Origin of the sequence: Streptomyces sp. YIM 121038 (assembly GCF_006088715.1) — a bacterium.
Taxonomy (GTDB): Bacteria; Actinomycetota; Actinomycetes; order Streptomycetales; family Streptomycetaceae; genus Streptomyces.
Window position 1 is genome coordinate 804,333 of record NZ_CP030771.1, and the last position, 25,577, is coordinate 829,909.

A 25,577-nucleotide genomic window follows, 5' to 3' on the forward strand; every position below is an offset into this window, starting at 1 on the left:
ACGTCGGCCTTCGCGGCGAGGGCGGCGCGGAAGCGGTCCTCGTCCATGTGCGCGAGGGTCTTGTCGGCGAGGACGATCGCCGAGTGCACGACGCCGTCGACGCGCGGGTGGTCCCGCTTGATCCGCGCGTGCGCGGCCAGCAGGCTCGCGTGGTCGCGCGCGTCGGCCTGGACGTAGGAGGGGGCCGCCGCGCCCGCCGCGCGGGCCCGCTCGGCGAGGTCGGCGAGGCGCCCCTCGACCTCGCCGGTCAGGGGGCGGCGACCGATCCACACGATCGTGGCCCGGTAGCTCTCCACCATGGAGCGGCTCCACAGCTCGCCGATGCCGCCCGCGCCGCCGATGACGACGTAGACGCCGCCGTGCCGGTAGGGGCCCGCGGCCGGTTCGAGGGCGGTGGTGGGCAGCAGCTCCTGGGAGAACCAGCGGCCGCCGCGCAGGGCCACGGTGGTGCCGGGCCGCACCCCGGTGAGGTGCCGCTCCTCCCCCAGGTGGTCGCCGACGCCGTCGCCGGAGTCCGGGTGCGGCAGGTCGACGAGGTCGACCGTCCAGCGCGCGTGCTCCCGGGCGAGGCTGCCCGCAAGGCCGTGGACGCTCGCGTGCGTCGCCGCGACCGCGTCCCGGTCCCGGACGGACTGGGTGCCGAACGTGTAGAGGGACCAGGCCAGGTCGCGCGTGCCGTGGCCGAGGGCGAGCAGCGCCTTGACGATCCGGAAGACCTCGACCGCGCCGCGCTCCTGGCCCTGGACCATGCCGTCGGGCGTCTCGGTCGGTGCGACCCAGACGACCCGGGCGACGCGCCCTTCGGTGGCGGCGCAGGCCGTGCGGACCAGCCCGGCGATGGCCTCGGGCGAGGCGCCTTCGGGCAGGTCGACGCGCTGGTGGCCGGGGTGGAGCGCGGCGAGTTCGGCCCGCAGCCTGCGGTCGGCGTCGAGGACGAGCACCGTGCCCTGAGGGCGCTGCGGGGCGGGGGCTTCGGCGGGGTGCCGGGGCTCCCACACCGGAAGGAGCGTGCGCAGCGCGGAGGCGGCGGACGGCGCGGGGCGGCCGGGCGCGGTCAGGGCGCGGTAGGCGAGGCCGCGCAGCGTGGCGCAGACCCGGCCGGCCGGGTCGAGGAGGTCGATGTCGAGGACGCGTTCCGCCGCCGTGGAGCGGTGGGCCGCCGGGCGCACCCAGGCGTACATCGTCTCGCCGAACGGCGCGTGCGCGTCGAGCCGGTCGAGGGCGAAGGGCACCCGCGTCGTCCCGTCCGTGACGGCCCGGACCGTGGCGGAGTCGAACGCCGGGTCCAGGCCGAGCGAGGCGTGGACGGCCGCGTCGAGGAAGCTCGGGTGGAGCGCGTACGCCGCCGCGGTGGAGCGCAGGTGCGCGGGAAGGCGCAGCTCGGCGAGGACCTCGCGGCGCCCGTCGTGCTCGCCCCGGTGCAGGACGTGCACGAGGCGGAAGCCGGGGCCGTAGGCGACGCCCGCGCGGGCGATGTGCGCGTAGACGTCTTCGCCGGGGAGGGGCCGCAGGCGCAGTCGGTCGCGCAGCTCCGCGAGGTCGACGCGGGCCGGCGGCGCGGCCTCCTCGGTGGTGGCGCGGCCCTGGACGCACGGCTGCTCGCCGTCCGTCAGGAGGGCGAAGCCCAGCGCCCCGGACGGTGCCGCGTCGTCGCGGGTGAGGGTGAACTCCACCTGCCTGCCGCCGTCGTCCACGACGACGGGGCGCGCCCACGTCACGTTCTTCAGGACGGTACGCCGCCCGGCCGTCTCCGGCAGGGCCTGCCGCAGGGCCGCGCAGGCCATCTCCAGGCTGGCGACGGCGGGCAGCAGCTTCCTGCCGTCGACGACGTGGTCGCGCAGGACGTACTCGTCGCCGGAGAAGGACGAGCGGTGGCGCTGTCCGTCCCGCGACGCGTTCTCGTGCAGCAGCGGGTGTGCGGGCGGCGTGCCGGGGGCCGCGTCCGGGCGGGGCGCGGTGGACGTGGCGGCGGCGCGCGGCGCGCGGGCCGGGTACGGGTGGCGCACCGGTGCGAAGGCGTACCCGGGCAGGCTCACGCGGCGGGCGGGCCGCTGCCCGGCGAGCGGGCTCCAGTCGGCCTCGGCGCCGCGCACCCAGGCCTTCGCCGCCTTCTTCAGCTTGCCCTCGGCGAGCCTGCGGGCGAGCTGCGCGGTGCGCTTGCGGGTGGCGTCGCGGTCGGCCGCGGCACTTCCCGCGGCGGGCCCCGCGAAGCGGCGTGCGGTGTCGTCGCCGTCGGGGTCCTGGACGAACGCCTCCAGCTCGGCGGCCAGTTGCGCCAGGTCGCGGACCACGAACGCCACGCGGCAGGCCATGGCGACGCGGCCCGTGCGCAGGGTGTGCGCGACGTCGTCGAGGCGCAGCGCGGCGGCGCGGGGCCCGGTCAGATGCCGGCGCAGCTCGGCGGCCGCGCGCACGAGGTCCTCGCGCGTACGGGCGGACAGCGGCACGAGCTGCGGCGCGCCCGCGCCGTCGGGGTGTGCCGGCGCGGCGGCGGGGACGTACTCCTCGAAGACGGCGTGGGCGTTGGTCCCGCCCAGGCCGATGGAGCTCTGCGCGGCGCGGCGCGGCCCCTCGGCCCGGGGCCACTCGCGCAGCCGGTCGACGACGTGGAACGGCGAGGTGTCCAGGCGCAGTTGGGGGTTGGGCTCGCGGTAGTGGAGGGTGGGCGGGAGCTGCCCGTGGTAGAGGCTCAGGAGCACCTTGACGGCCCCGGCGAGTCCGGCCGCGGTGTCGAGGTGGCCGAGGTTCGTCTTCACCGAGCCGATGCCGCAGTAGCCGGTGTCGGCCGTGGCGGCGCGGTAGGCCTCGGTGAGCGCGGCGACCTCCACGGGGTCGCCGAGCTTCGTGCCGGTGCCGTGGGCCTCGACGTAGCCGATGGTGCGCGGGTCGACGCCGGTGCGGTCGAGTACCTGGCGGATCAGCCGGGACTGGCCGTTGACGCTGGGGCTGTAGAAGCCGGTGGCGTCGCCGCCGTCGTTGTTGACGGCGATGCCGCGCAGCAGGCCGTAAATGTGGTCGCCGTCGGCCACGGCGTCGGCGGCGCGGCGGATCAGCAGGGCCACGACGCCCTCGCCGCCCGCCATGCCGTCGGCGTCCGCGTCGAAGGCCTTGACGCGGCCGTCGCCGGAGAGGTTGAGGCCCGCCTTGTGGACGTAGCCGAGGCCGTCGACGCTGTTCGCCGAGGCCGCCGCCACCAGGGCGAAGTCCGTCTCGCCGGACTGCACGGCGCGGGCCGCGAGGGCGAGCGCGCTCAGCGAGGAGGAGCAGTTGGAGTGCACGGACATGCTCGGCCCGCCGAAGCCGAGCTGGTAGGAGACCATGGAGGCGACGGTGCCGCTCTGGCTCATCACCCACGACAGGTACTGCCGGGGGTCCTCGATGACCGCGGCGGGCGTCTCGCCGGTGTCGTCGGGGGCGCCGTAGTGGTGGTTGCCCGTGGAGACGTACACCCCGGTGTTCGGGATCTGCCGGTGGTCGCGGCCCGCGTCCTCGACGGCCTTCCAGGAGTGCAGCAGGACCTGGCGGAACTGCGGGTCCATCAGCTCGACGTGCTGGGGCGAGAGCCGGAAGAACGCGCCGTCGAACTCGTCCTTGCCGTCGAGCCCCGAGCGCAGCGGCACGAAGTCCGGGTCGCCCAGGACCCGTTCGGGCACGCCCGCCGCGCGCAGCTCGGCCTCGCTCCACCGTCCGGCGGACGCGTGGCCGCGCTTGAGGTTCTCCCAGAACTCCCAGTGGTCGCGGGCGTCGGGGAAGCGGCACGAGATGCCGACGACGGCGACGGCGTCGTCGGGCAGCGCCGCGGGCTCCGACGCGGGAGCTGAAGCGGGAGCCGATGTGACGGGCTCCGTCACGACCGCCTCGCCCGCGTGGTCCGCCGCGTCCGGCGTCCGCTGTCGTACGTACGCGGCGACGGCGGCCGCGGTGGCGTACTTGAACAGGTCGGCGGCCGTGAACGCGACGCCGAGGCGGCGGCTGATGAGGTCCGCGAGCACCACGGCCGACAGGGAGTTGCCGCCGGACTCGAAGAAGGAGGCGTCCGGGGTGAGGTCCTGGAGCTTCAGCACTTCCCGCCAGCAGGCGAGGACGTCCCGCTCGACGTCACGGGACGGCTGCGCGGCCGCCCGCGCGGGCGCGGCGGGTGCGGACACGGGTGCGGCGGGCGCGGGTGCGGGCACGGCCGACACCTCGCGCCGCATCAGGGCCGTGCGGTCGACCTTCCCGCTGCCCGTCAGCGGGACGGTGTCGAGCGGCACATAGAAGTCCGGGACCATGTACGCGGGCAGCAGCGCGCGCAGGTGTTCCTTGAAGGCGTCGGCGCGGGCGCCCGCGCCGCGCGGCACGTAGTAGGCGACGAGCTGCTTGGCGCCGTCCTCGCCGCGCGCGACGACGACGCACTCGGCGACGTCCTGGTGGCGGCCCAAGTGGTACTCGATGTCGCCCAGTTCGATGCGGTAGCCGCGGATCTTCACCTGGAAGTCCTTGCGGCCCAGGTAGTCGATCTCGCCGTCCTCGGTCCAGCGGGCCAGGTCCCCGGTGCGGTAGAGCTTGCCGCCGGGCACCAGGTCGTGGTCGACGAACTTCTCCGCGGTGAGCTCGGGGCGGTTCACGTAGCCCTTCGCGAGGCCCTTGCCCGCGATGCACAGCTCGCCGGTCCCGCCGTGGGGCACCGGGCGCAGGTCCTCGTCGAGGATGTGGACCTGCGTGTGGGCGACCGGCCTGCCGATGGTGGTCGGCCGGTCGTGGCGGACCGGGCCGCCGGTGGAGTACACGGTCGTCTCCGTCGGCCCGTACAGGTTCCACGCCTCGGTGCCGGTGTCGCGGAAGAACTCCTTGAGGGTCCGGGGCAGCGCCTCGCCGCCGCAGAAGACGCGCACGCCCTCGGGGTTGCGCCAGCCCGAGTGGAACAGCATGCTCCACGTCGCCGGGGTCGCCTGCATGACGGTGGGCCGCACCCGGGCGACGCGCTCCTTGAGCCGCTCCACGTCCTTGATCGTCGGGCTGTCGCAGACGTACACGCGGGCCCCGCACACCAGCGGCAGGAGCAGTTCGACCTGCGCCATGTCGAAGCTGACGGTGGTCACGGCGAAGAGCGTGTCCGCCGCGTCCATGCCGGGCTCACGGCGCAGCGAGCCGAGCAGGTTGGTGAAGCCGCGGTGCGGGATCATCACTCCCTTGGGGCGGCCGGTGCTGCCCGAGGTGTAGATGACGTACGCCAGGTCGTCGGCGGCCACCGCGGCGGCGGCCGGTCCGGAGCCGAGGGCGGCCGTGAGCGCGGCCCGCTCCGCGTCGAGCACGAACAGGGCGGGCGCGGCGGCGCCCTCCGCGAGGCCCCGGGCGCGGTCCTCGTGCCGGGCCTGGGTCACGATCAGCGGGGTGCCGCTGTCCGTGACGATGTCGGTGAGCCGGGCGGCGGGCAGCTCCGGGTCGAGCGGGACGTAGGCGGCGCCCGCCTTGAGGATGCCGAGCAGGGTCACGACCAGCTCGGGCGAGCGGTCGAGCAGCACGGCCACCAGGTCGCCGCGGCGCACGCCCCGCGCCGCCAGGCAGGAGGCCAGCGCGTCGCTGCGGGCGCTGAGCGCCTCGTACGTCAGGACCTCCTCCTGACCCGCCACGGCGACCGCGTCCGGGGTGCGGCGCGCCGTCTCCTCGACGAGGTCCTGTACGCACCGCTCGCCGCTCCGCCGCCGCAGCGCGGCCACGGTGGTGTGCGGGTCGTCGCACACCACCGCCAGGACGCCGAGGAAGCGGGCCGCCAGCTCCTGGACGAAGGCGGGCCGGTAGAGCTCCGGCTGGTACTTCCAGTACAGCGCGTAGCCCGCGCCGCTGCGCCACACCTCCACGGAGAGTTCGTACTCCCCTTCCTGGTGCAGCTCCTCGACGAGCCGGTAGGGCCGGTCGGCGTCGGCGATGCCGTCGAGGACGTCCTGGAAGACGAACGCCGTCTGGAACACCGGGGAGCGCCCCGCCGGGGTGTCCTGCGCGAGGTCCCGCACGAGGGCCGGGAAGGGGTGGCCGTGCAGCAGGTCGTCGGAGACGTCGCGCTGGGCGCGGGTGACGAGCCGGTCGAAGGGCTCGTCGGCGGGGAGCGCGACGCGCACCGGCACCATGTTGATCATCAGACCCACGGTGCGGGCGAGGGCGTCGCCCTCGCGCTCGTTCACCGGCATCCCGACGACGAGTTCGGCGGCGTCGGAGTACGTCGCCAGGGTCGCCGCGTACGCGGTGAGCATGGCCGTGGACACGAAGGTCCGGCGCGCGGTGGCGAACTCGGCCACGCGCGCGGCCAGTTCCGCGGGCACCTCGGTCACGAGGGTCTTCCCGGCGAAGCGGTCGGCGAGGGCCGTGTGGGGCCGCTCGGCGGGCAGGTCGAGCACGGGCAGGGGCGGGGCGAGCCGGGTCCGCCAGTACGGAAGGCGCTCGGCGCCGCGCCCGGCCAGGGTGCGGCGCTCCTCGCGGACGAAGTCGTGGAAGCCCGCGCCCGCCTCGGCGCGCGGGGCGCGGCTCCCGGCCGGGGCGCCGCCCACCCGCGCCTCGTACTCCTCGAACAGCGTGCTCATCAGGAGCGTCGCCGACGTGCCGTCGAAGACGATGTGGTGGACGACGATCAGGATCAGCGACTCGCCCCCGGGGCGGTCGAAGACCCGGACGCGGAACAGTCCCCCGCCGTCCTGCGTGATCGTTTCTCCCGTCCCGGCCAGCGAGAACACCCGCTTGCTCGCGCGCTCGACGACGGCGAGCGCCTCGCCCTCGTCGGCGGTGCCCGTCAGGTCGACCCGCGCGAAGTCGAGCGCGCGGGCCGGGTCGACGGACTGCGTCGGCTCCCCCGCGTCCTGGCGGATCACCGTGCTGAGCGCGGGGTGGCGCACGAGCAGCGCCCGGCAGGCGTCCTTGAACGCCGCCGCGTCCAGGCCGCTGACGCGGAAGCACAGCGGTACGTTGTACGCCGCCATGTCCGGGTACGCCCGCTGGAGCGCCCACAGTCCGCGCTGGCCCTCGGAGAGCGGGTAGGCGAACTCCCCGGCGGGGCGCGGGGCTTCCCCGGCCCCGGCCTCGGCCCCGGCCGCTGCCCGGGCGCGCGGCTCCGCCGCCTGGTCGCGCAGGTCGCGCAGGAGGTCGCCGACCTCACGGGCGCCGACGCGGCCCGCCTTGTAGTCCGCGATGAGGGCGCTGAGCTCGTGCTTCACTTCTCGTAACTCTCTTCGTCGAGGAGCGCGATGGCGTCGTCGAGGTGCAGGGCGCCGGCGCGCAGGCACTCGAGGACGTCCAGGACGTCGGGCGCGGTGGGCCGTTGCTCCGGCCCGGCGGACGGCCGGTCCGGGTCCGGGGTCTCCGGGATCTCCGGGGCCTCGGGGGCCTCGGGGGTCTCCGGGATCTCCTGCGGCTCCGGAACGCCGGGGGCCTTGGGGCGCGTGGCGACCAGGCGCTTCAGGCCCGCGGGCCACCGGTCCGCCAGATGTCCGGCGAGTTCGGCGACGGTGCCGTACTCGAACAGGGCGCTGGGCACGAAGCCGGGCGCGACCGTCGCCGCCAGGTCCTTGCTGAGGCCGACGGCGCCGAGCGACGTCAGGCCGAGCTCGATCAGACCCGCGTGCGGGCCGATGTCCTGCGCGGGCCGTCCCACGCGGGCGGCGACGAGCTGACGCAGATAGCCGCGGGCCTTCTCCTCCACCGGAGGCTCGGCCCGGTGGACGGAGACGGGCGGCTCCGCGCCGTCCGGAACGAAGCACCAGCGGACAGCGTCCGTCACCGGGGCCCCGGCGGCGGGTGCCGCCACGGTGGGGGCGGTCGTCGTGGCGGGCACCGTCGCCCTGGCGGGGACCGCCGTCGTGACCCAGTGGCGCCGCTTGGCGAACGGGTACGTGGGCAGGTGCACGCGTCGCGGTGCCGCCGCGCCGTGCGGGGCGGGCCAGGCGACGGCGTGACCGCCGAGCCAGAGCTCCGCGACCTTGCCCCACTTGCCCTGCGCCGCCCACCGGCCGACGAGCTCCGCGCGTACGTCGTCCTCGTCGAGGAGCCGGGACTCGGCGGTCGTCTCCGTCACGCGGCCGCGCCACACCTGGACCCCGGTGCCGTCGGTCCCGGTGCCGCCGGCCACGGCCTCCAGGCCCTCGCGGACCTCGTCCAGGTCGTGCGCGAGGATCACCGCCCGCTCGGCCAGGGCCACGCGCCCGGTCTGGAGGGTGTGGGCCAGGGCCGCGGGGGCGAGCGCGGCGCCCTCCTTGGTGTCCAGGAAGCGCAGCAGCTTCTCCGCGTAGGCGCGCAGCCGGTCGCCGTCGGTCGCCGACAGCGGGACGAGCACGGGGCCCGTCGCCGCGCCGCTCAGTGCCTGGTCGGGCACCGGCGGCGCCTCCTCGACGACGACGTGGGCGTTGGTGCCCGTGGCGCCGAACGCGCTCACTCCGGCGCGGCGCGGCGTGCCGGGACCGCCCGCGTCCACCGTCCACTCCTCCAGGTCCGTCTGGAGCCGGAAGGGCGAGTCGGCGAGGTCGAGGTACGGATTGGGCGCGGCGGCGCCGACCAGCGGCGTCAGGGTCCGGTGGTGCAGCTGGAGGACCGCCTTGGTCAGCCCGCTGATCCCGGCGGCCGCCTCGGCGTGACCGATGGCGGACTTGACCGAGCCCAGCGCGCAGAAGCCCTTGGCGTCGGTGTGCTTCTCGAACGCCCGCCGCAGCCCCTGGACTTCGATGAGGTCGCCGATCTCGGTGCCCGTGCCGTGGGCTTCGAGGTAGCCGATCGTCCCGGCGTCGACCCCGGCGCGCTCCAGGCAGGTCTCGATGAGCTCCGCCTGCGCGGCGACGGACGGCACCCGCATGCCGGGCGTCCGGCCGGAGTGGTTGACCGCGGTGCCCTTGATGACGGCGTACACGGCGTCGCCGTCGGCGAGCGCCCGCTCCAGCGGCTTCAGGAGCACCGCGCCGACGCCCTCCGCCGCCACGTAGCCGTCGCCGCCCGCGCCGAAGGAGCGGGCGGGCGCGTCGCCCGCCAGCAGGTCGAGGCCTCCGTACGTGCCGTACTTGGCGGGGTGCAGCGAGAGGTTCACCCCGCCCGCGAGGGCGGCGTCGCACTCGCCGCGCCGCAGGCTCTCCACCGCCAGGTGCACGGCGTTGAGCGACGAGGCGCACACGGAGTCGACCGCGAGGGACGGGCCGCGGAAGTCACAGACGTGCGAGACGCGGTTGGCGACGGCCGCGGCGTTCAGCGCCAGGGGCGGGCCCGCCGGGTCGCCGTCCGCCGCGTCGTGCTGCACCAGGACGTAGTCCTTGTGCATGACCCCGGCGAAGACGCCGACGGTCCCCCGCCGTCCGCCGTCCTCGGCCCCGGAGAGGCCCGCGGGCGTGTATCCGGCGTCCTCGACGGCCTCCCAGCACACTTCGAGGAACAGCCGCTCCTGCGGGTCGAGCCGGGCCGCCTCGGCGTCGGATATCTGGAAGAACTCCGCGTCGAAGCAGTCGGGGTCGTCCAGGAAGCCGCCCAGGTGGGACACCGGCCGCCCCGAGGGGGTGCGCTCGCCGCCGAAGGTGTCGCGCGGCCAGCGGTCCTCGGGCACCTCGCCGACGCAGTCGCGCCCGGACTTGAGGTTCTCCCAGAACTCGGCGAGGCCGCGCGCCTTCGGGTACCGGCCGCCGATGCCGACGATCGCGATGTCCCGCGTCCCGCTGCGGTCGGGCAGGGCGGGGACCGGGGCCGGAGCCGGGGCCGGGGCGGCGGGGGCCTCGGGGGCGGCGGAAGGCTCTGCCGACTCCCCCGACTCCACGGCCTTCGCGGCCTCCACCGGCTCGGCCGGCTGGTGGTGGCGCGCCAGATGCCCGGCCAGTGCCGCCACCGTGGCGTGCTCGAACAGCAGCGTCGGCGCGAGCCGCGTGCCGAGCCGCTCCCCGAGCTCCGCCGCGACCCGCAGCAGCGTCGCGGAGTCCAGGCCCAACGCGTAGTAGCTCGCGCCCGCGTCGACCCGCTCCGCGGGCACGCCGAGCCGATCGGCGACGACCGACCGTACGAGGGCCTGCATGGCGTCGGCCGCCGGTGCGCCCACCGGCACGGCCGTGACCGAGGACTCGGCTGCCGCCACGGCCACCGGCGCCGCTTCCCGCGCGGGGGCGATGTGTCCCGCGTCGCGCACGGCCTTCGTGGTCAGGCCCGTCAGCTCGGCCAGCTTGCGCCCGTGGTCATCGAAGAACTCCATCCCGAAGGTGAGGAGTTCGTCCCCGCGCGTGATCGTGTCCCGCCGCACGCGCGTGTGGCAGGCGCGGCCCAGCGGGCCCGTGGCCCGGAACGAGGCGTAGTGCAGGGGCAGGAAGAGCCGCGGCTCGCCGCCCAGGGCGACGGCACTGGCCGCCACCGCGCTCCCGTCAATGAGAACGGGCTGGAACGAACGTTCTATCCAATCGTGCAACAGGAAGCCCTCGTCGACCGCCACGCTCACCCAGATGTCGTCGGGCGTGGTGCGCACGGAGCCGACGGCCTTCATCGCGCCCGAGTGCACGAGTTCCTGGGACCGGAAGCTCCGGTAGATCTCGCTGAGGTCGCGCGCGTCCTCGCCGGGGGCGTGCAGCGCGTCGAGGACGTCGGCGGGAACCTCCGTGGCGAAGGCGGTGGGGTGGTCCGTCAGGTGGACATCGGCCGTCACGTACGGGGCCGGGGCCCCGCCCTCGCCCCGTACGGCGTCGGTGACGGTGATCCGCCAGGCGTCGGCGGCCGTGGCGCGGGCCTCGACGCGCAGGTCCACGGCGGCGCCCTCGTCCACGCCGAGCGGCCGGTAGATCGACAGGTCGCGCAGGACGAGCCGGGCGGGCGACGCGTCGGGCGTCAGCTCCGCGCAGCACCCGTAGAGGAGGTCGATCCAGGCGAGACCGGGCAGCAGCCGCCGTCCGTAGACGCGGTGTCCGTCGACGACGGCGTCGCGGGCGTCGACGCGCCGCGTCCACACCCGTGCCTCGGCGACGGGAGCGCCGGTGCGCACGTCCCGGCGGTCGAGTTCCGGGAGCGCCAGGGGGCGCCGTCGCTCCTCGCCGGGGCGCGGGGCCGCGGGGCGGCCCAGGACGACGTGCCCGTTCGTGCCGCCGTCGGCGAAGCTGCTGACCGCCGCGTACGCCAGGTCCACCGGCTCGGCGTGCCGGGGCAGGCGGAGCACGGCGGGGTCGATCGTGAAGTGCTCCATGGGCTGCTCGCCCGACAGGAACGGCACCGTCCGCTGATGGTGCACCATCAGCGCCACCTTGATGAACGCGGCGATGCCCTCGGCGCACAGCGGGTGCCCGATGTTGGGCTTCATCGACCCGACGTGCAGCGGCGCGGCGCGGTCCACGCCGTATACCTCCTGGACGGCCTTGAGCTCCAGGAGGTCAGTCAGTTCGGAACCGGAGCCGTTGACGTCGAGGTGGCCCACCTGGTGCGCGGGGCAGCCCGCCTGGCGCAGCGCTTCGCGCATCACCTGCTTCTGGGCGGTGAGGTTGGGCGTGGCGGGTCCGGCGGTGCGGCCGTCGTTGTTGACGGCGAGGCCCTCGACGACGGCGTACACGGTGTCGCCGTCGCGCTCGGCGGCGGCCAGCGGCTTGAGCAGGACGACACCCGCGCCCTCGCCGAGGACGACGCCGCCCGCGCGGCGGTCGAAGATGTGGAACGCGCCGTCCTCGCGCAGCAGTCCGCGGCGCCGGAACAGCTCGTGCGCCTCGGGGTCGGCGAGCAGGCTGACGCCCGCGACCAGGGCCAGGTCGACGGAGCCCGCGGCCAGCGCGTCGGTGGCGACCTTCATCGCCGTCAGCGCGGACGAGCAGGCGGTGTCCGTCACCATGGCGGGTCCGTGCCAGTCGAAGAACTGGGAGACGTTGGCCGCCAGGTAGTTCTGGCCCACCGTCATGATGGGGTTGCGGGCGCCGTCCACCAGCGTGCCGTCGGGGCGCTGTCCGCTGCGGGCGCCCACGTACACGCCGGTGCGCGAGCCCTCCAGGTCGGCCGCACGGTAACCGGCGTGGTGCACGGCCTTGAGGCTCTCCTCCAGGAGGACGAGCGCCTGCGGGTCCATCGCGCGGACGTCCTCGTCGTGCAGCATGAAGTGCCCGGCGTCGAAGCCGTACACGTCGTCGATGAGCCCGGCGCGGAAGCCGGTCGGCCGCCCCCAGCGCTCGGCGGGGACCTCGCGCACGGCGCGGCGGCCCTCGGACAGCAGCTCCCAGTAGGCGTCGAGACCGGGGGCGCCGGGCAGTCGGCAGGCCATGCCGACCACGGCGACCCGGCGGTCACCGGCACGATCCGTGTCCTCGTTCGAGGCGCGCGTCTCGGCAGGGGCGGGCACGGCCGCGGACGGCGTCGGCCCGGGCCGCACCGGCTCCGCGCCGAACCGCGCGGCGACCTCCGTCGGATAAGTGTCCAGCAGCCAGGTCACGAGCTCGCTCAGGGTCGGGTACTCCAGGAGGACCGACGGGTCGAGCGGCACGTCGAGGCGCTGCCGGATCCGCTGGAGGATCTGCGCGAGCAGGATCGAGTCGGCGCCGTAGTCGGCGTACGAGGTGTCCGTGTCCAACTGGCCGGACTTGAGCCCGAGTTCACCGCTGAAGGTGTCACTGAGGAAGGCGGTGAGCCGCGCCCCGAGGGACTCGCTCGCGGCGGAGTCCTCCTGGACCTCGACGGGACGGGTCCGGGGCGCCGGGGCGGCCGGGGCGGCGGGGCGCGCGTCCAGGAGGGCGGTCGCGTCGAAGCGGGCGGCGTCGACCCGGACCGGCATGACCACGGGGCCGCGCGGTGCGGTGAGGATCTCGTCGAGAAAGGCGAGGCCCTCCGCGTTGGTGATGCTGAGCAGGCCCGTGTCGGTGTACGCCTTGTTGGTGACCTCGCCGAAGCCGGTCTCCCGCCAGCTCGGCCACTGCACGCTGGTGACGGGCAGTTCGTGGGCGCGGGCGTGGGCGAAGTAGTCCATGAAGGCGTTGCCCATGGCGTAGTCGCTCTGCCCGGCGCCGAGGGTCGGCAGGGCGGCCGAGACCGAGGAGAAGAGGACGGCGAAGCGCAGGGCGCGCGGGTCGAGGGCCGCGAGCAGGTTCACGGTGCCGTCGATCTTGGGTGAGACGACCCGGGCGACGTCGGCCACGGGCTTGCGGACGAATGCCGGGTTACTCGTGTCCACGAGCCCCGCCGCGTGCAGCAGGCCCGCGATCGGCCCGAGCGTCGACTCGACGGTGGCGACGGCCGCCGCGACCGCGTCCGCGTCGTCCAGCGGCAGCGCGAGCACCCGCACCTCGACGCCTTGTGCCTCCAGGGCGGCGACGGCGTCGGTCTTCGCCCGTACGGCGGGCGGGCAGGCCTGCGGGTCCGTCCACAGGTGGCGCGGCGGCAGGGCCTCACGGCCCGTCAGGACGAGCCGTCGTACGCCGTGGCGGGCGACGAAGTGCCGCGCGCACAGCAGCCCGATGCCCCGGGTGCCGCCGGTCACGAGCAGGACCTCGTCGGGGGCGAAGGCGGGCGGGGTGCGCCGGGACCCCGCGGGTGCCGGGGACGCGGCGAGCACGGGCGCGAGCCGGGCGCCGTCGCGGTGGCAGACCTCCGGCGCGCGCCCCTCGTCGAGGAGCTCGCGGTGGACGACGGCCGCGAGGGCGGCGAGGTCGCGCACGGCGGGGTCGAGGTCCACGTGGCGGGACGTGAGGCTCCGGTACTCGCTCTGGAGCAGCCGGTAGAGCGCGGCACGGGCGGCCCCCGCCAGCGGCACGCGACGGGACTCACCGCGCTCGGCCGCGTCGGCGCTCTCCAGACCCTGGGTCACGAACAGCAGCCGGATGTCCCGCGACGCCTTCGCGTCGAGCACGCGGCGCAGCAGCGCGAGCGCGCGCCCGGAGGGGCTGTCCTCCGCGATCCGGTCGATGCCCCCGGCCGGGGCGGTGTCGTCGCCGGTCCCGGTCAGGTCGATCAGGGCGGCGCACGCGGCGGCACGCCGGTCGACGAGGCTGTGCGCGCCGGGGTCCGTGGCGTCCACCAGCACGGCGCCGTCGAGCAGTTCGGCGATCCGCTCGGCGAGCCGCCGGGTGGCGGGGCCGTACAGGACGAGGGCGCCGGACGGCCCGGAGGAACCGGGCGCGGACGGGGCCGGGCGCCACTGCTTGGTGAGGAAGAGCTCCGCGGTGGACGCCGAGCCGGAGGAGGCGGCGGCGGACGCGGGGGCGGCGGGCGTCTCCCCGGCAGCCGCGGGAGAGACGGGCGCGGCCTCCGGGACCCAGTGCCGGTCGCGGGCGAACGGGTACGTGGGGGCGCTGATCCGCCGCGGCGCGACGGCCGCGGCGGCGTGCAGGGCCTGCCAGTCGGGCGCGGCGCCGCGCGCCCACAGCTCCAGGAGTTCGGCCGACTTGCCGCGCCGCGCCAGGGAGGCGACGGTCTCGGCGAGTTCCTCGGCGGGGACGATGGCCAGGGCCTTCCGGTCGCGCTTGGCGTTGCCGCGGCAGACTCCCTCGACGGCGGTGTCACCGGCCAGGTGGCGCTCCAGCTTCTCGGCGAGCGAGGCGAAGGAGTCGGCGACGACGCCGAGGCGCTCGTCCATGGCCTCGCGCCCGGTCTGGAGGGTGTACGCGAGGTCCGCGGGGGTCACGTCGGCGAGCCCGGCCGTGTCCTTCGCGAAGCGCAGCAGCCGCTCGGCGTAGGCGCGCAGCCGCTCGTCGTCCTTGGCCGAGAGCGGGAAGAGCTGCGGGCCGTGTGCGGCGGGGGCGGGGCGGCGGTCGGTGTGCTCGGCCACGATCAGATGCGCGTTCGCGCCCCCGGCGCCGAAGGAGGAGACACCGGCGATCCGCGGCTGCGGGCGCCCGTCGACGACGGGGCGCTCCCAGTCGCGCAGCTCCTGATTGACGACGAACGGCGTACGGGAGAAGTCGATGTGGGGGTTGAGCGTGGCGGAGTGCAGCGACGGGGCGATCTGGCCGTGCTGGAGCTGGAGCAGGACCTTGGTGAGCCCGGCGATGCCCGCGGCGCTCTCGCAGTGGCCGATGTTGGACTTCGCCGAGCCGAGGTGGCAGGGGGCCGCGGCGCCCGCGCCGTCCGGGGTCGCGGCGGTGAAGGCCTGGCTCAGGCCGGTGATCTCGATGGGGTCGCCGAGCTTGGTGCCGGTGCCGTGCGCCTCGACGTAGCTGATGGCCCGCGGGTCGACGCCGGACTCGCTCAACGCGTCCTGGATGGCGGCCTGTTGGGCACGCGGGTTGGGCACGGTGTAGCCGTTGGTGCGCCCGCCGTGGGACAGGCCGCTGCCCTTGATGACGCCGTAGACGTGGTCGCCGTCGCGCTCGGCGTCGCGCAGGGGCTTGAGCAGGACGACGCCGACGCCCTCGCCGGGTATGTAGCCGTCGCCGCCGACGCCGAAGCTCTCGCAGTGGCCCTGGCTGGAGATGAACTGGCCGGTGCTCAGGCCCAGGTACTTGTTCGGGTGCACGGTCACGTTGACGCCGCCCGCGAACGCGAGCCCGGTGCGGCCCCGGCGCAGATCGCGGCAGGCCAGCTCCACGGCGGTGAGCGAGCTGGAGCACATGGTGTCCACGGTCATGCTGGGGCCGTGCACGTTCAGGACGAAGGAGACGCGGTTCGCGACGCTGGCGTAGCTGCTGCCGAGGGCGTGGGGGTTGCCGCGGCCCGCGCCGCCGTCCGGGAACAGCAGTTGGTACTGCCCCCACATCACGCCCGCGTACACGCCGACCCGCCCGGCGGCGCCGTCGCCGGTGGCGCGGCCGAGGCGCTCGCGGGTGTAGCCCGCGTCCTCCATCGCCGTCCAGGCGTGTTCGAGGAACAGCCGCTCCTGCGGGTCCAGATAGTCGGCCTCGTGGGGCGCGATGTTGAAGAACAGCGGGTCGAAGCGGTCCACCTCGCTGATGAAACCGCCCCACTTGCTGTAGTGGCGGCCGGGCACGGTGCGGTCCTGCTCGTAGTACTCCCGCCAGTCCCAGCGGTCCTCGGGGACCTCGACGACGCAGTCGCGTCCGGCGCGCAGGTTCTCCCAGAACTCGCGTACGTCCCGGGCTTCGGGATAGCGGCCCGACAGGCCGATGACGGCGATGTCCAGGGCGGAGTCCGCCACGGCGGGGGCGGCGTGGCGCGCCTCGGTCCCGGGGGCTTCCTGGGCGACCGCCGCGCGCGCCACGGCAGCGGGCTGCCGCTCCGGCTGCGCGGGGGCGTCCGCCCCGGGGGCGTCCGCGAACATCGCCTCCAGGACGGTCCGGTGCGCGCCGGCGAAGTAGCCGCCGAGCTCGGCGAGCGTGTGGTACTCGAAGAGCAGCGTCTTGGGCAGCGAGCCGAACGTCTTCTCCAGGCCCGCCGTCAGCTCGGTCGCCAGGATCGAGTCCATGCCGTACGCGCCCAGGGGCTCGGCGTCGTCGAGCTCGTCCGGCGGCAGCTGGGTGAGGCGGCAGAGCTCCGCCTTGAGGAACTCCACCGTGCGGGCGCGCAGGGCCCGTTCGTCGGGCGCGGGGACGGGCTCGGAGGCAGGCGCGGTGGCGGGCGTGGAGCCAGCTGTGGAGGCAGGCTCGGGCCGCCCGGCGTCGGCGGCGGCCGGGGCGGCCTCGGGGGCGGGCGCCGCGTCCAGGAGGGCCCGCTCGCCCGCCGAGCGGTCTCCGGCCCAGACGACGACGTGGGGCTCGGCGCTGTCCAGGGCGCGGTGGAAGGCGTCGATCCCGGCGTCCGTGGCCATCGGCAGGAAGCCGCCGCGCAGCCGCAGGGCCCGGCGCGTGTCCTCGTCCGCGCCCATGCCTCCGCCGTGCCACAGCGGCCAGGCGACGGACAGGGTGCGGCCCTTGCGCTCGCCCGTGGTGACGCGGGCGCCGCGGTGGTGTGCGAACGCGTCGAGGAAGGCGTTGGCGACGGCGTAGTCGCCCTGGCCCACGTTGCCGGTCGTGCCCATGACGGACGAGAACAGCGCGAAGAAGTCCAGGTCGAGACCCTTGGTGGCCTCGTCGACGGCGCGGCACCCGGCGAGCTTGGGGGCGAGCACGCGGCGGAACTCCGCGTCGGTCTTGCGCTGGAGGAAGGCGTCGTGCAGGACTCCCGCGGCGTGCAGGACGCCGTGCAGCGCCTTGTGGCGCCGCGTCAGCTTGCGGACGAGGCGCTCGGTGGCGCGCCCGTCGGTGACGTCGAGGACGTGGTACTCGGGGCGGGCGCCCGCGGTGCGCAGCGCCGCGAGTTCCGCCTCGACCGCGGGGCCCAGCGGCGACCTGCCGGTCAGGCACAGGACGGCTCCGGGGGCGCGGCGGGCGATGTCCCTGGCGAAGATCCGGCCGAGGCCGCCCGCGCCGCCGGTGATGAGGTACACGCCGCCGGGCCGCCACGGCACGGGTGACGCCCCGGTCGCGGCCGTCTCGTCCAGGGGCTCCCAGGCGAGTACTTCGCGGGTGCCGTCGCCGCGGTGGATCCGCTGGTCGCCCGGGTGGCGGCGCTCCGCGTCCAGGGCCTCGGCGAGGTCTGCCGCCGTCGCGTCGGCGGGCACCGCGATGACCTGGCCGAGGAGGGCGGGGTTCTCCAGGCGGGCCGTGCGCAGGAGTCCGGACAGGGCCTGGTGGAGCGCCTGCTCGCCCTCGGCGTGGGTCAGGACCTGGAGGAGCACGGAGCCGGTCGGCCTGCCGATGAGCAGGCCCCGTACCGCACGGAGCAGTTCGACGGCGTGCTCGGCCACGGAGTCCGCCACCGGGCGGCCGGAGGCCTGCTCGGGCGGCTCAAGAAACGTCACTTCTGGGGCCAGCGCGCGCAGTTCGCCGAGCCGGTCGTCGAAGCCGCAGGCGAGCACGAGCCGCGCCGTGTGCGTGGGGGCCTCGGGGCGGGCCTGGATGTCGGCCGCGCGCCACACCGGGCGGAACAGCGTCACGTCGTGCGTGGCCCCCGGCTCGGCGGCGGGCTCCGTCGTCTTGCGCATGGAGTAGCCGCGCAGCCGCGCGAAGATCCTTCCCTGGGGGTCACAGAGGTCGAGGTCCCAGCGCCGCACCTGGCGCGAGGTGGTGGGCACCGCGCGGACCCACGCGTACGCGGAGCGCGGCGTCGGCCCGTGGACGTCGATCCGGTCGAGGGCGAAGGGCAGCGCGAGGCCGCTCCGTTCGGCCGCGTGGGTGTCCGGCGCGAAGGCCGCCTGGAGCGCGCCGTCGAGCACGCTGGGGTGGAGTACGCAGGCGTCGAGGGTGTCCGCCACCTCGTCGGGCACGGTGAGCGCGGCGAGGATCTCGCCGTCGCCGAGGCGCAGTTCGCTGACCGCCCGGTGCGCGGCGCCGTAGTCGAGCCCCGTGGCGCGCAGGGTGGCGTAGAAGTCGTCGACGTCGAGCGTGGCCGCGCCGGTGCGCGTCTTCAGCGCGTCGAGGTCGAGGGGCTCGGGCGGGGCCGTCCGTATCCGCGAGGCCACTCCACGCGCGTGGGCGGCGTCGGCGGCGCGGATCTCGAAGGCGACGGGGCCGGGCCCCGGGGCCGGGGCGTCCACGGCGGCCGGGCCCTCCCCGGGAGCCGGGCGGTGCGCACCCGCGGTCACCACCGTGCGGACCGTCCGCGTCCCTTCGCGTACGACGACGGGGCGCGACCACACCACGTTCTCCAGGCGGAGCACCTCGACCGCGCCGGCCGGGCCGGAGTCCGTGCTGTCGGCGGCGGGCAGCGTGCGGCTCGCGGCCTCGCGCGCCATCTCCAGGGAGGCGACGCCGGGCAGCACGGGATCGCCCGCCACCCGGTGGTCGCGCAGGAAGAGGTCCTCGGCGGAGAAGGCGGACGCGAAGGAGGCGAGGGCGTCGGTGTCCTGGATCGCGCGCTGGAGCAAGGGGTGCCGCGGGGCGGCGGACGGGTCCGTGGCGGGCGCCGCCGGGGCCGCGGGGCGGTCCGCGGCGCCGCGCGGCCGGGCGTCGGCGGGCTCGTCGGCGAGCCAGTAGTGGTCGCGGTCGAAGGCGTGCGTGGGCAGCGGAACGCGGCGCGGCCGGGCCCCGCCCGCGTGGCACGCCTCCCAGTCGACGCGGGCGCCGCGCACCCACGCGGCCAGGACGTCCTCGGCCGCCGCGCCGGGGGCGGCGGACGCGGCGTCCCGCTCGGCGCGTCCGCGCAGCACGGCGGGTGCCGCGCCGGCGCCCGCCACGAAGTCTTCGAGGAGCGCGCCGAGGGAGGCGACGCTCGTCACCGCGAGGCCGAGGCGCTCGGGCAGCTCCGCGCGGCCCACCTGCGTGGTGTACGCGATGTCCCGCAAGGCGGTGTCGGCCGGGCGCTCCTGTCGCAGGTGGTCGAGCAGACGCCGGGCCTGGCGCAGCAGTTGGGGCGTACTGCGGGCGGACAGGACGACCATCGCGGGCTCGTGGGCGCCGCCCTGGCCGTGGGTGGTGTCCGGCGCGGCCCCGGCGCGCGGGAACTCCTCGACGACGACGTGGGCGTTGCTGCCGCCCGAGCCGAAGCTGCTGATCCCGGCGCGGCGGAGGGGGCGCCCGTCGAGGTGCCAGTCGCTGAGCCGGGTCACGACGGAGAACGGCGAGGCGTCCAGGTCGATGTGCGGGTTGGGGCGTTCGTAGTGCAGCGAGGCGGGCAGCTGCCGGTGCTGGAGGGCGAGGACCGTCTTGAGCAGTCCGGTGATGCCCGCGGCGGCCTCCAGGTGGCCCAGGTTCGTCTTCACCGAGCCGAGCGCGCAGGGCGCGTCGCTGTCGGCGAACGCCTTGGTGAGTCCCTGGATTTCGATGGGGTCGCCGAGGGCGGTGCCGGTGCCGTGCGCCTCCACGTAGCCGATGTCGCGCGCGCCGAGGCCCGCGTCGGCGAGGGCGGCCTCGACGAGGCTCGCCTGGAGGGCGGCGCTGGGCACGGTCAGACCGCCCGCCTGGCCGCCGTGGTTGGTGGCGCTGCCCTTGATGACGGCGTGCACGGGGTCGCCGTCGGCGAGCGCGGCGGCGAGCGGCTTCAGGAGCAGGGCGACGCCGCCTTCGGAGCGCACGTAGCCGTTGGCGGACGCGTCGAAGGTCTTGCACTGTCCGTCGGGCGACAGCATGCCCGCCTGGTGGTAGGCGACGCTGTTGGCCGGGTGGGCCAGGACGTTGACGCCGGCGACCAGGGCGGTGTCGCACTCCCCCGCGCGCAGCGCGCGCAGGGCCGTGTGCACGGCGACGAGGGAGCTGGAGCAGGCCGTGTCGAGCTGGACGCTCGGGCCGCGCAGGTCGAAGAAGTACGAGACGCGGTTGGCGATGACGGCCATGGAGGTCGCGAGTCCGCTGTGGGCGCGCACGGGCAGGCCGCGGGTGTCCATGACGCGCTGGTAGTCCGAGCCGCTGGCGCCGACGAAGACGCCGGTGCGGGTGCCCGCGACGCCGCTCGGCGCGTATCCGGCGTCCTCCAGGCAGGCCCAGGCCAGCTCCAGCGTCCAGCGCTGCTGCGGGTCCATGTGCCGTGCCTCGTACGGGGTGACGCGGAACAGGGCCGCCTCGAAGGCCCCGGCGTCGGTGACGAAGCCGCCCCGGTCGATGCCGGGGTGGGTGTCGGGCCCGGTGCCGTCGGGCCACTGCCAGCGCCCTTCGGGCAGGGTGCCGATCGCGCTGGTGCCGGTGGTGAGCAGCTCCCACAGTCCGGCGCGGTCCTCGATGCCGCCGGGCAGCCTGCAGGCCGTGCCGATGACGGCCACGTCACGGGAGTCGTCGGCGCCCGCGGGCCGTGCGGCCGCGGCGGAGGGCGAGGCGTCCGGTGTGTGGCCTGTTTCTCCCTCCCTGAGATCTTCCAGATAGGAAATGATCAAGGCGCCGGTGTTGTGCTCGAAGAAGAAGAGGGGCGCGAGGGCAATTCCGTATCGGGACTCGATCTTTTCCTGAAGATCCAGAAGCCCGGCCGAGTCGAATCCCAGCTCGAAGAGAGGGCTTTCTAGCGGGTGCTCGATTCCCTCGTAGTCAACGCCGAGTATAACGTCGAAGAACTCCCGTATTTCTACGGCGAGTTGCGCGCGCGGCGGAATGGGTGCCGCCGCGGACTTCTCTCCTTCGCTTTGGAGAATTCGCACTCGTTCCTGACGGTCCGACAGATCGTAGACGACGAGTACGCCGTTTCCCTCGTTGACCAGATCCCCCGGCCGATATCCCGGGACGAGCGCGCGGATCTCGGCGCCGTGCAGCTGGTGCATGCGCAGGACGGTGTCGAGGCAGCGGCCCCGCGCGTTGGTCGCGCGGAGGTACGCGGCGAGGTCCGGCTCAGGGTGCCTGCCGAAGTCCCGGAAGCGGGTAACGCCGACCGCCGCCCCGATGGACGTCTCCTCTTCGGCGCAGGTCAGCAGGTGTTCCAGGAGCATGTCACCGAAACGGAAGCTTTGCTTCGAAGGGTCGACGTTGAGCGAGAGGACCTGGGCGACCGGGCCGTCGGTCCGGTGCAGGCGGTCGGCGGTGTCGAAGGTCGCCGCGAACACGTCGTCCGGGCTCCCGATGCGCTGGGAGTAGATGACCGCGTGCACCGCGCCGTCGGACTCGACGACGAACTGACCGACGGGATAGGAGAAAAGGCGCCGCCGGATGACTTCTGCGGAGACTCGCAGCGGCTCGGCCCAGCACAGCTCCTCGAGTTCGAGAAGTCGGGGCATGTCGGAGAGGCGAGCATGACGAATGACATCGTTGCGCTGCTGAACCATGTGTACGTACGCCCCGTCCCCCGTGCCCGGCGTTTCCCAATCGTCGAGCAGTCGCCCTACTCGCCTACTCACTGACGACTGTCCCGCAACACTGCGTCACGAATGGGCCGACCGTCAAGCACCAATTTCCTGGCCGCACCCGCCGTCGCGAGTTCCGCCTGTCCGGAATTCATGGTGGACCGAGGATGGAGGGGGTACGAGCTGCGGGGACGGAGTCACGGGCCGGTCGCCGCAGTGGCTCGAAATATACCTCAGCGTGCCCGGCCCCCCTCCAGTGTCACGTCGGGGGCGCGGGGAGCTTAAGGTAGCCCTCGCCCGCGCACCACTCCCGCGCGAGCACCACCCGCAGGACCGGGTACCACCCGGCTGACCTGCACCACCGGCACGAAGCGGAGAAGAGGCACCGTGGTGGCATCGACCGGCAGCGCCTGGGTCCGGCGGTTCCATCCGGCACCGGAGGCGGGCGCCCGCCTCGTCTGTTTCCCGCACGCGGGCGGCTCGGCGACGTACTACTTCCCGCTCTCCGCCGCGCTCGGCGAGGCGGCGGACGTGCTGGCCGTGCAGTACCCCGGCCGACAGGACCGCCTCCAGGAACCGTGCATCACGGACATATCAACCCTCGCTGACCGTCTGGCCGCTGAGCTCACGCCCTGGACGGACCGGCCGCTGACGTTCTTCGGGCACAGCATGGGCGCCACGGTCGCCTTCGAGGTGGCCCGGCGCCTGGAGGAAAGCGGTGTCATCCTGCGCGGCCTCTTCGCGTCCGGGCGCCGGGCGCCGTCGCGCCACCGCGACGAGCGGGTGCACCTGCGCGACGACCAGGGGCTCGTCGAGGAGCTGCGACGGCTGAGCGGCACCGACGCGGAGCTGCTCGCCGACGAGGCGGTCCTGCGGATGGTCCTGCCCGCCATGCGCGGCGACTACCGCGCCATCGAGACCTACCGCTACCGGCCGGGGCCGCCCCTGAACTGCCCGGTCGTCACGCTGACCGGCGACAGCGACCCGCTGGTGGACGTCGCCGAGGCCCGGGCCTGGGCGCAGCACACCGTGGCGCCGTTCCGGCTGCGCGTCTTCACCGGCGGACACTTCTTCCTGGGCGAGCACACCGAGTCCGTCGCCCGTGAGCTCACCGAGCACCTCGGCGCCACGGCTCCGGGCCGCTGAGCCTGCCGCGTACGCGAGCGCACACGGCACAGACACAAGCGCACACGACACACACGACCGCAACGGGCAGAACGAGGAGCTGGGAGCGCTGGAGCTCGACGAGTACGCGTCCTTCGACGCGGTGGGCCTCCGTGAGCTGATCCGGACGCGCGAGGTGAGCGCGGCCGAGGTCGAGGCCTGCGCGCGGCGCGCCCTCGAACAGGCCGACGGCGAGCTGAACGCGCTGACGCAGCCGCTGTTCGACCCGTCCCTCGCCCATGAGCCCGAGGGCCCCTTCGGCGGGGTGCCGTTCGTCATCAAGGACAGCGGGCCCTTCGCGCAGGGCGTGCCGTTCACCCTCGGCAGCCGCTCCATCAAGGGCGCGTACGCCCTGGTCGACCACGACCTGATGGCCCGGTTCCGCGCCGCGGGTCTGGTGGCGCTCGGGCAGAGCACCGCGCCCGAGTTCGGCCTGAGCTTCGCCACCGAGTCGGTGCGCTACGGCCCGACGCGCAACCCCTGGAACCCGAAGCGGGGCGTGGGCGGGTCCAGCGGCGGGGCGGCCGCCCTGGTCGCGGCGGGCGCCGTGCCGTTGGCGCACGCGAACGACGCGGGCGGCTCCATCCGCGTCCCCGCGTCCTCGTGCGGCCTCGTCGGGCTCAAGCCCGGCCTGGGGCGCACGCCGTGCGGGCCGACCAGCGGCGAGATCGCCTTCGGGCAGCTGGTGGAGTTCGCGGTCACGCGCACCGTGCGGGACACCGCCCATCTCCTGGACGCCGTCTGCGCGCCCGCCGTCGGCGACAAGTACCAGGCGCCGCCGCCGACGCGGCCGTACGCCGAGGCGATCCGCACGGACCCTGGGCGCCTGCGGATCGCCCTGACCACCGTGCCGTGGACGGGCGGCACCGTCGACCCCCAGGTCGCCGACGCGGCGGTCACCGCGGGCCAGGTCCTGGAGTGGATCGGCCACACGGTGACCGAGGCCGGTCCCGACGTCGACGGCGGCGCCGTCGTCGAGGCCGCGATGCTGACGGTGGTCACCACCGGCGGCGCGGTGCTGCGCGGCGCGCCCCGCAGGCCCGACCCGGCGAAGCTGGAGGCGGTGTCGCGGCGCGTGCTCACCGAGACCGAGGACTTCACGCTGCTCGACGTGATGGCCGCGACCGAGGCGCAGAACGTGGTGACGCGGGCGGTCGGCCGCTTCTTCCAGGAGCACGACCTGCTCCTGACGCCCACCCTCGGCCGGCTGCCCGCGCCGCACGGGACCCTCGACTACGACCACGAGGGGCACTCGGCACGCTCGTGGCTGCACCGCCTGTTCACGTACGGGCCGTTCACCGCCACGTTCAACGTGTCGGGCAACCCGGCGATCAGCCTGCCGCTCGGCCAGAGCCGCGAGGGCCTGCCCATCGGCGTGCAGCTGGTGGCCGCGCACGGCCGCGAGGACCTGCTGCTCCAGGTGGCCGCGCAGCTGGAGCAGGCCGTTCCGTGGCGGGACCGCACCCCTCAGGTCTCCGTCGGCTGAGCGCACGTGCGCTCCGGCAGGCGTACGCCGCGGTCCCCGCTCTCGATGCGCCGCAACAGGGCCTGTACGGGGGCGACGGCGTCCTCGGTGGCGAGGTGGCCCGCCACCAGCTGGGCACGCTCCCGGTGGCGGGGGTCGCTCGTCGCCCGGATCAGCGCGTGGGTGAGGCGCTCGGTGGTCAGCCGGCGCAGGGGCAGCGGGTACGGGGCCGCGCCCAGGGCGGTGAGGCGGTCGGCCCAGAACATCTCGTCGAACTGAATGGGCACGGGCACGGCGGGAACGCCCGCGCGCAGGCCCGCGGCGGTGGTGCCCGCGCCGCAGTGGTGCACGACGGCCGCGGTGCGCGGGAAGAGCAGACGGTGCGGGACGTCGTCGATGGTGAGCATGTCGTCACCGGTGGCGGACAGGCCCGCCCAGCCACGCTGGATCACGCCGCGCAGGCCCGCCGCGCGCAGGGCGCCGACGACCTGGCCGCAGAGGCGGGCGGGGGCGGGGACGGTGGCGCTGCCGAGCCCGACGTAGACCGGGGCGGCGCCCGCGGCCAGGAAGTCCTCGAGGTCCGCGGGCAGTCGGTCCCGGAGGTCGTGCGGCCACCAGTAGCCGACGACGTCCAGGCCGGGACGCCAGTCCGCGGGCCGGGGCACGACCCGGGGGCTGAAGCCGTACAGGACCGGCCAGTTCTGCCGTTCGCGGGCGCGGCGCGCGGCCGCGACGCCGAGCGGCGGCAGCCGCAGGCGGCGGCGCGCCTCGCGGGCGGCCCGGGTGAAGATCTGCTCGATGAGGGCGGTGACCGCGTGCCCGGCCAGGCGGTTGCCCGCCGGACCTAGCGAGCGCGCGGTGGCCAGCGGGGGCGCGAAGGCGCGGGTGGCGTGCATGGGCTGGAGGTTGACGCCGACGCTCGGCAGCTTCAGGCCCTCGGCGACGGCGCAGCCGAGGGGGGCCACGACTCCGCCCAGGATCAGGACGTCGCTGTCCTTCGCGACCTCGATGAGGCTGTCGGTGAACTGCCCCACGACGGCTCTGCCCATCGCCATGGCCCGCAGCAGCTTGCCCGCGCCGGTGCCGCTGCGGTGCAGGCCCTGGCCGCGCTCGGAGTGCAGCTCCGCCCGCGGGTCGACGGGGAGCGGGTGGAAGCGGACGCCGGAGCCCTGGACCAGGGGCTCGAACATGGCGTGCGTCACCAAGGTCACGTCGTGTCCGGCCCGGACGAGTCCGGCGCCGAGTCCGGTGAACGGGGCGACGTCGCCCCGGGAGCCCGCTGTCATCATCGCAACCCGCACGGCGGACAGTATGGGTGCACGGCGGCCCGTTCCCGAGGCGAACGCGCGGAGAACGACGGAAAGGTGCCGGCGCGCG

The 25,577-nt window shown here is 75.2% G+C and carries 5 protein-coding genes (1 of these 5 only partly in view); 2 read left to right on the top strand and 3 right to left on the bottom strand.

What is annotated here, in order from left to right; all coding sequences use genetic code 11:
* Nucleotides 1-7,184, bottom strand: the 5' end (the start) of a protein-coding gene (locus C9F11_RS03330) for a non-ribosomal peptide synthetase (protein ID WP_138957830.1). The gene continues 15,076 nt to the left of window position 1, outside the view; the window shows 7,184 of its 22,260 coding nt (coding positions 1-7,184); its start codon is at nt 7,182-7,184; its stop codon lies off the left edge, out of view.
* Complete coding sequence (locus C9F11_RS03335) at nt 7,181-21,505, bottom strand: SDR family NAD(P)-dependent oxidoreductase (RefSeq protein WP_138957831.1); 14,325 nt, start codon at nt 21,503-21,505, stop codon at nt 7,181-7,183. The genes C9F11_RS03330 and C9F11_RS03335 overlap by 4 nt, the downstream gene beginning before the upstream one ends.
* Before the next feature lie 456 nt (nt 21,506-21,961).
* On the opposite strand from C9F11_RS03335, the gene C9F11_RS03340 reads away from it, so the two are divergent.
* Nucleotides 21,962-22,717: an alpha/beta fold hydrolase gene (locus tag C9F11_RS03340; RefSeq protein WP_138965996.1), complete on the top strand. Its 756-nt coding sequence runs from the start codon at nt 21,962-21,964 to the stop codon at nt 22,715-22,717.
* A complete protein-coding gene (locus tag C9F11_RS03345) occupies nt 22,674-24,221 on the top strand; it encodes an amidase family protein (RefSeq protein WP_249401577.1) in 1,548 nt (515 codons plus the stop codon). Before C9F11_RS03340 ends, C9F11_RS03345 begins: the two co-directional genes overlap by 44 nt.
* On the opposite strand, the gene C9F11_RS03350 is transcribed toward C9F11_RS03345, so the two are convergent.
* Nucleotides 24,203-25,486 (bottom strand): glycosyltransferase, encoded by a 1,284-nt coding sequence (locus tag C9F11_RS03350; RefSeq protein WP_138966001.1) that lies wholly within the window; start codon nt 25,484-25,486, stop codon nt 24,203-24,205. The two genes, C9F11_RS03345 and C9F11_RS03350, sit on opposite strands and share 19 nt — an antisense overlap.
* Between the last annotated feature and the right edge of the window lie 91 nt (nt 25,487-25,577).

Bases quoted from the DNA above. Each gene is read 5' to 3' on its own strand.
- C9F11_RS03335 (WP_138957831.1), bottom strand. From the start codon at position 21,505: ATGCCCCGACTTCTCGAACTCGAGGAGCTGTGCTGGGCCGAGCCGCTG.
- C9F11_RS03350 (WP_138966001.1), bottom strand. From the start codon at position 25,486: ATGACAGCGGGCTCCCGGGGCGACGTCGCCCCGTTCACCGGACTCGGC.